The organism is Vibrio sp. 10N.247.311.13 (assembly GCF_041467595.1).
Classification (GTDB): domain Bacteria; phylum Pseudomonadota; class Gammaproteobacteria; order Enterobacterales; family Vibrionaceae; genus Vibrio; species Vibrio crassostreae_C.
The window spans coordinates 1-6,913 of record NZ_JBFSUX010000102.1; the positions used below are offsets into that span (position 1 = coordinate 1).

Annotated in this window: 7 protein-coding genes and 1 other RNA gene; 5 read left to right on the forward strand and 3 right to left on the reverse strand. The window is 46.5% G+C overall.

Going from position 1 to position 6,913, the window contains the following annotated elements; genetic code table 11:
* Positions 1–134: 134 nt before the first annotated feature.
* From AB6E52_RS22450 to AB6E52_RS22460, 3 genes are read right to left on the reverse strand one after another with little or no spacing between them, the layout of a single operon-like run.
* A complete protein-coding gene (locus tag AB6E52_RS22450; protein WP_102321427.1) occupies positions 135–1,358 on the reverse strand; it encodes an FAD-dependent 2-octaprenylphenol hydroxylase in 1,224 nt (407 codons plus the stop codon).
* Between the two features lie 11 nt (positions 1,359–1,369).
* On the reverse strand, positions 1,370–2,548 hold the full coding sequence (gene ubiH, locus AB6E52_RS22455) for a 2-octaprenyl-6-methoxyphenyl hydroxylase (RefSeq protein WP_102321428.1): 1,179 nt from the start codon (positions 2,546–2,548) through the stop codon (positions 1,370–1,372).
* A 24-nt stretch (positions 2,549–2,572) separates the two neighbouring features.
* On the reverse strand, positions 2,573–3,148 hold the full coding sequence (locus tag AB6E52_RS22460; protein WP_017059055.1) for a YecA family protein: 576 nt from the start codon (positions 3,146–3,148) through the stop codon (positions 2,573–2,575).
* 308 nt (positions 3,149–3,456) lie between these two features.
* Here AB6E52_RS22460 and zapA point away from each other — a divergent pair, with 308 nt between their 5' ends.
* The 5 genes from zapA to serA all read left to right on the forward strand — a co-directional run bounded on the left by zapA (position 3,457) and on the right by serA (position 6,838).
* On the forward strand, positions 3,457–3,765 hold the full coding sequence (zapA, locus tag AB6E52_RS22465; RefSeq protein ID WP_004735366.1) for a cell division protein ZapA: 309 nt from the start codon (positions 3,457–3,459) through the stop codon (positions 3,763–3,765).
* 11 nt (positions 3,766–3,776) lie between these two features.
* A non-coding RNA gene (gene ssrS / locus AB6E52_RS22470) (6S RNA) lies at positions 3,777–3,960 on the forward strand.
* A 6-nt stretch (positions 3,961–3,966) separates the two neighbouring features.
* Entirely contained in the window at positions 3,967–4,566 is a 600-nt protein-coding gene (locus AB6E52_RS22475) for a 5-formyltetrahydrofolate cyclo-ligase (RefSeq protein ID WP_017059056.1), read from the forward strand.
* A 124-nt stretch (positions 4,567–4,690) separates the two neighbouring features.
* A complete protein-coding gene (gene rpiA / locus AB6E52_RS22480; protein ID WP_017059057.1) occupies positions 4,691–5,347 on the forward strand; it encodes a ribose-5-phosphate isomerase RpiA in 657 nt (218 codons plus the stop codon).
* A gap of 261 nt (positions 5,348–5,608) precedes the next feature.
* The gene (serA, locus tag AB6E52_RS22485) at positions 5,609–6,838 is read left to right on the forward strand and encodes a phosphoglycerate dehydrogenase (RefSeq protein ID WP_102321429.1); all 1,230 of its coding nucleotides are present in this window, start codon (positions 5,609–5,611) and stop codon (positions 6,836–6,838) included.
* The last annotated feature ends 75 nt before the right edge of the window (positions 6,839–6,913 follow it).

Here is a 6,913-nt window from a genome sequence, read left to right on the forward strand (position 1 = left end):
GTAGAGGACTTTCACCTCCTAGATCAACGCCATGCTCGGCGCACAAACAAAAAGGGTTGGCATTATGCCAACCCTTTTTTCGTACCAATTTTCGTATCAATGATGATTCGATATACCACCAGAACACTATGTCATTATCGATGAGTCACTGGACGCTTAGCTAAGTCAGGAAGATTGCCAGACAAACCCAGTGCGCGCTTCATGATCTCATCTTTCGCACCCGGTAATTGGCCCGCAAGCTTCATACCAATGCCACGAATCAGCTTCTTAGCTGGGTTATCGCCTTCAAACAGATCTTTAAAGCCCTGCATTGAAGCAATCATTTTCGCCGCCTCTGCTTTTCTCCAGCGCTCGTAGCCGCGAAGATTACGCTTGGTGCCAATGTCTTCACCCGCAGACCATAGCTTTAACAGCTCTTGCGCTAGGCTTGCTGCGTCTAATAGGCCAAGGTTCACGCCCTGCCCTGCTAATGGGTGAATGGTATGAGCAGCATCACCAACCAAAGCCACACGCTCTACCGCAAAGTCACGCGCATAACGCATGCGCAGTGGGAAGGCAAAACGGTCACCAACCACTTCGCACAATCCAAGCTTCGAGTCGAACTCTGCCGTTAGCTGCTTATTAAAATCAACATCCGACATGGATACCAGCTTCTCGGCACGATTTGGTTCCGTAGACCAAACAATCGAGCTCATGTTGCTTGGTTGCATTGGTAGGAATGCCAATGGGCCTTGAGGCGTGAAGATTTGACGAGCAACGCTGTGGTGCGGCTCTGTGGTTTTGATGTTCGCGACAATCGCACTGTGTCCGTAATCCCAATGTGTTAATGGGATATCTTGCTGCTTACGAACCCAAGAGTTTGCGCCGTCTGCTCCAACAACTAACTTAGCTGTCAGTGCTTGACCATTGTCCAATGTTAACCAAGCTTCACTTTCACCAATCGCCATCGTTTTACACGTTGCGGGCATATACAGGCTGACGTTGTCTTGTTTCTTAACCTGATCAAGCAGCGCTAATTGAATCACACGGTTTTCAACGATATGACCAAGATTAGGCTGAGCCAAGCGTGTCGAGTCAAACTCAATACGAGCGAAACTGTCTTGTTCCCACACTTCCATCGCTTGATACGGTGCAGCGCGTCTTTGTTCGATACCTTGCCATGCACCTAGGTTACGAAGAATCACTTCACTAGAACGACTCAACGCGGATACACGCACATCAGGCAGCTCACTCAGCCCTTCACTAGGCGCTCTGCCTTCAATGACAGCGATTCTTAGGTCACTGTCTTTTAGGGCAGCAGCAAGCGCTAGGCCAACCATGCCACCACCAACAATCGCGATATCAACACTTTGCATCATTATTTATTACCTTATCTTTCTACTAGGCCAAGCGTATGACGCAAAAGTGGACCTTTAAGTGGTGGAAGGTTATCTATTACGGCTAACCCAAGATTACGCCCAATGCGAGCGGTCATATAATCGTTTGAGAACAGGTGAACTAGGCTTGAAGTCAACGTGATCGTTGCGTCTCGGTCTTGTTCTCTACGCTTTCTAAAGTTAACAAGACCACGGTAACGACCTACATCATCTAACTGGGTACACAACTCTTCTGCCAAGGAAGCCACATCTCGGATGCCTAGGTTAAAGCCTTGCCCCGCAATTGGGTGAAGCGTTTGAGCAGCATTACCAACAATGGCAAATCGATGAGAGATATTTTGCTGTCGGTGACGAAGAATCAGAGGGTAACTCGCGCGCTTGCCGACCTTCTCTAATCGGCCAAGTCGCCAGCCAAAGTCATTCTGCAATTGCTCAAGAAATTCATTGTCGTTTAGCGTCATCACTTTTTGTGCTTGCTCTGGTGTTAAACACCAAACCAACGATAAACGGTTGTCACTCATCGGTAATAGAGCAACTGGCCCATGATGGGTAAAACGCTCAAATGCGCGACCTTGGTGAGGTTCACTCGCCACAATATTGGCAATCACAGCGACTTGCTCAAAGTCGTGCTCACTCAATGAGATATTGAGCTGTTGGCAACAGGTTGAGATTGCACCGTCAGCAGCAACCAGTAACTTAGTGGTTACTGTTTGCCCACTTGTCAGTTCAATCGTCGTCAACGCTTCTTCACGTTCAACTTTACTAACAGACTCAGGACAAAGCATGGTAATTGCCGCTTCTGATTCAAGTTTCTGCTGATAGATTCGACCCACATCTGCTAACTCGACCACGTAGCCAAGCGCATCTACAGCAAGCTCTTCACTGTAGATGTCTGTCATTCCGGCATGCCCGCGATCCGAAACATGGATATCTTTAATCGGGGTCGCGACCGGAGCGATAGATTGCCATAAGCGCAAAGAATCCAGGATCTGCACCGTGCCATAGGACAAAGCAATCGAACGAGAATCAAACCCAGGGTGAGCTTGATGATAAACCTGATAAGGCTCCACTACCGCAATCGACAGTGAACCTTGGCTTAGGTGATTCAAAGCAAGGGCTAAGGTTGCCCCTGCCATTGCGCCACCAGCAATTACAACATCATACTGAGCCATCATAACCTCAAACCGGCCAACGAATTAATGAATGGTAGGCGCCGCATCTTCAGATGGGCGAGCACCAAATTCAGCATGAATCGTTAGTGCACACGCTTTTACGTGCTCAATAACGTGCTCTAGAAGCTGCGCTTGCTCTTCCAGATCATCTTCTTCGTCAATGCCTAGCTTAGCCATCTCTTCTAGATCAGCTAATGCTTCTTTTGTACTGTCAGACGCTTTGTTCAATTGAGCGCCAACCAAGCCTAGACCAGTAATGAAATGGTTAATCCAATCAGACACACCATCAGCCAAGTCAAATAGGCTTGCGCTTGCGTCTTCGTCAGGCAGCAACATAGACAATTCCATACCCGAACCTGTGATTTCACTGGTCGTTACTTTCAGTGTCGCTTCCGCTAGCGTTAATGCGCGATCTGGCCAACCCATGCCTTCATTGGTGTAATCGAAGATCAGTGGTTGCCAGCTTTTATCTGCAAGGCTTAAGCCTCCGCTTAACATACCCGTTAATAAACCGTGCATCTCAGCAGGGGTTACGGCTAGACTTGCCGATTGAAGTTCAGTCGCAACCGTTAGGTAGTCAGGTAAAGTAGTTTCGCTCATCAGATAGCTCGCTCAGTTATTCTTTATATCGATAGTATAATCGTACCACTTCACCCCAATTCTGATAAGCATCGATCCCCAGCAATTGAAGGATGACTGACTACCAATTGTTCAATTTGCTGAATTACTGTGTGCTCAAGCTCTCATTTACAAACAGTCACTCTGAAAAGCTTGAATCTTAATAGCGGTTTACCTATAGTTTCTCCCTCAGAGGAGATTGCTTCCTCATCGGTACTTGCACTTTTTCTTTCTCAAAAAATGGCGAAGGGCAACAGCCTTAAAATAGCGCGTTAAAGAGTTCATCCATCATGAGTAATCAAGCGGTAGACGTTGAAATATTAGGAAAACTGACTCGAGTGAATTGTCCACCAGGGCAAGAAGAGTCATTGATTGCAGCGGCGGCCGATCTTGATAATCGATTGAAAGAGATGGCTGAACGTACTAAGGTAACCAATGAAGTGAAGCTGCTGACTATCGCAGCTCTGAATATTTGCTACGAATTACAAACCAAGAAGTTTGAAGCAAATGATGAACAAAACGCACTGACCGAGCGAATGGAACAGCTCACGACATCACTTTCAGATGTCCTCAGTAAAGTTAAGCACGGACAGCAATAGCGTACACAAAATTTACCCTGGAGTGTTTGTCAGAGGATTCACGTCCCCGAGCCGATAAGCAATCCCTAAGGGTTAGTACTTGAGTGCTATTGAGCATGCTCGGCCCGACCGAGAAGCCTACGGTAATCATTGCTGATCCGCCTTGAACTCGCTGGTTCAAGGGCCATCTATTCTCAACGGCACTTTGGGGTATCCCTTCTTATGAAGACGCTCACACGCAGCGAATTTCGCAAACAGATCCGTATCAAACGCAATGCCTTATCTGGCGACCAACAAACTCAATCCGGTATCGACTTAGTTAAGCAGTGCATGCAGCTTGATGAAATTCAGTCTGCTCAGCATATTGCCCTCTATATCTCTATCGATGGCGAACTCGATACTCAGCCTTTAATCGAATGGTTATGGGCGCAAGGTAAGCAAACTTATTTACCAGTATTGCACCCCTTCTCTGCCGGGCACCTGCTGTTTTTACACTACTCGCCAACCACACCGACGGTCTTGAATAAGTACGGTATTGTCGAACCTCAGCTCAATCAAATGCTGGTTAAACCTTGTCAGCAACTCGACCTTATTCTTACGCCCCTTGTCGGCTTTGACTCCCATGGCCATCGTTTAGGTATGGGCGGCGGATATTACGATCGCACCTTGGCAAAGTGGTTCGAGACGGGCGAAGGTGCAGCTCCTATTGGTTTGGCTCATGATTGCCAACATGTTGATACGCTACCGATTGAAGAATGGGACATTCCGTTACCTAAAATCGTGACTCCGAGTAAAACTTGGCAATGGGAAAACAACCATTAAAGCGCTATAATCGCGCCGCAAACGTTAACCTCGATATAGAAACGTTAACTCAATATCTAAACGTTAACTTCATCATTACGCAAACGATCAATTCAAAGCGCAAGACCTTATTCAGGAGAATGGCATGACTCAAGATGAAATGAAAAAAGCAGCTGGCTGGGCAGCACTTCAATATGTTGAAGAAGGCAGCATTGTAGGTGTAGGTACTGGCTCTACAGTAAATCACTTCATCGACGCACTAGGCACAATGAAAGACAAAATCAAAGGTGCGGTTTCAAGCTCTGTTGCTTCAACGCAGCGACTAGAAGAGCTAGAGATCAAAGTGTATGAGTGTAACGATGTCGCTAAGCTAGACATCTATGTTGATGGCGCAGATGAAATCAACCCAACTCGCGATATGATCAAAGGCGGCGGCGCTGCTTTGACTCGTGAAAAAATCGTAGCGGCTATCTCTGATAAGTTTGTGTGTATTGTTGACGGTACTAAAGCAGTTGATGTGTTGGGTAAATTCCCACTGCCTGTTGAAGTAATCCCAATGGCACGTTCATACGTGGCACGTGAGTTGGTTAAGCTTGGTGGTGACCCAGTTTACCGCGAAGGCTGCACAACCGATAACGGCAACGTGATCCTAGATGTGTACGGCATGGCGATCGAAAACCCGAAGCAACTAGAAGATATCATCAATGGTATAGCTGGTGTGGTGACGGTTGGTCTGTTCGCTCACCGTGGTGCTGATGTGGTTATCACCGGCACGCCTGAAGGTGCAAAAATCGAAGAATAAATAATAGAAGATTGAGTTTTTCTGTTACTTCATTACATACGGTGCCCTAGGGCGCCGTTTTTTTTGCTTTATTGCTGTAAAATTATGTCTTATTCCGTAATTTTCTTACCCAAAACATTTTTTTTTTGTTACTTTATTGTTCAGAAGACGCACAGGGAAAACGTTTGTCTCCTAACAAAGTGGTGAATTTGTTCCCCTTTCAGCCATTTTGTAGCACGTGCGCCGCATTTGCCCAACCTTTCCATTTTAAGGACGAGAACAATGGCCAAAGTTTCACTGGAAAAAGAAAAAATTAAAATTCTACTTCTAGAAGGTCTTCACCCTTCTTCTGTAGAAGTACTGCAAGCCGCTGGTTACACAAACATTGAGTACCACAAAGGCTCGCTACCGGAAGATGAACTTCTTGAAGCAGTAAAAGATGCTCATTTCATTGGTATTCGTTCTCGCACTAATATCTCCCAAGAAGTTATTGATGCAGCTGAAAAGCTGGTTGCCGTCGGTTGTTTCTGTATTGGTACTAACCAAGTCAACCTTCAAGCAGCAGCAAAACGCGGTATCCCTGTGTTCAACGCACCGTTCTCAAACACTCGAAGCGTTGCTGAGCTCGTTCTTGGTCAGGTTCTATTGCTACTACGTGGCATTCCAGAAAAGAACGCGCTTGCACACCGTGGCATCTGGAAAAAGAGTGCCGACAACTCTTACGAAGCCCGTGGTAAGCGTTTAGGTATTATTGGCTACGGTCACATCGGTACTCAACTGGGTATTATTGCTGAAAACCTTGGCATGCGTGTTTACTTCTACGACATTGAAAACAAACTGTCTCTGGGTAACGCAACGCAAGTTCATACCATGACGGAATTACTGAACAAGTGTGACGTAATCTCTTTGCATGTACCTGAAACCAACGAAACAAAAGACATGATGGGTAAAGAAGAGTTCGAGCGCATGAAGCCTGGTTCTATCTTTATCAATGCAGCACGTGGCACGGTAGTCGATATCCCAGCTCTGTGCGGCGCCCTAGATTCTGGTCACCTTTCAGGTGCAGCAATCGATGTATTCCCAACGGAACCAAAAACCAATGCTGACCCATTTGAGTCCCCATTGATGCAGTTCGATAACGTGATCCTAACGCCTCACGTGGGTGGTTCAACTCAAGAAGCACAAGAGAACATCGGTGTTGAAGTAGCAGGTAAGCTTGCAAAATACTCTGATAATGGCTCAACGCTATCAAGTGTTAACTTCCCTGAAGTATCATTACCACTGCATACAGGTGCTTCTCGCCTGCTGCACATTCACGAAAACCGTCCGGGTATCCTAACTCAAATTAACACCATCTTCGCAGAGGAAGGGATTAACATTGCAGGTCAGTACTTACAAACTGCAGCAGATATGGGTTATGTGGTTATCGACGTGGAAGCGAATCGTTCAGAAGAAGCTCTGCTTAAACTGAAAGAGATCGAAGGCACAATTCGTGCTCGTCTACTTCACTAATCATCGAATTAGATCATAAGTAATCGAGTAGGAGGAGGCCTCACGGCCTCCGTCCTCTCACACCACCGTACAAGC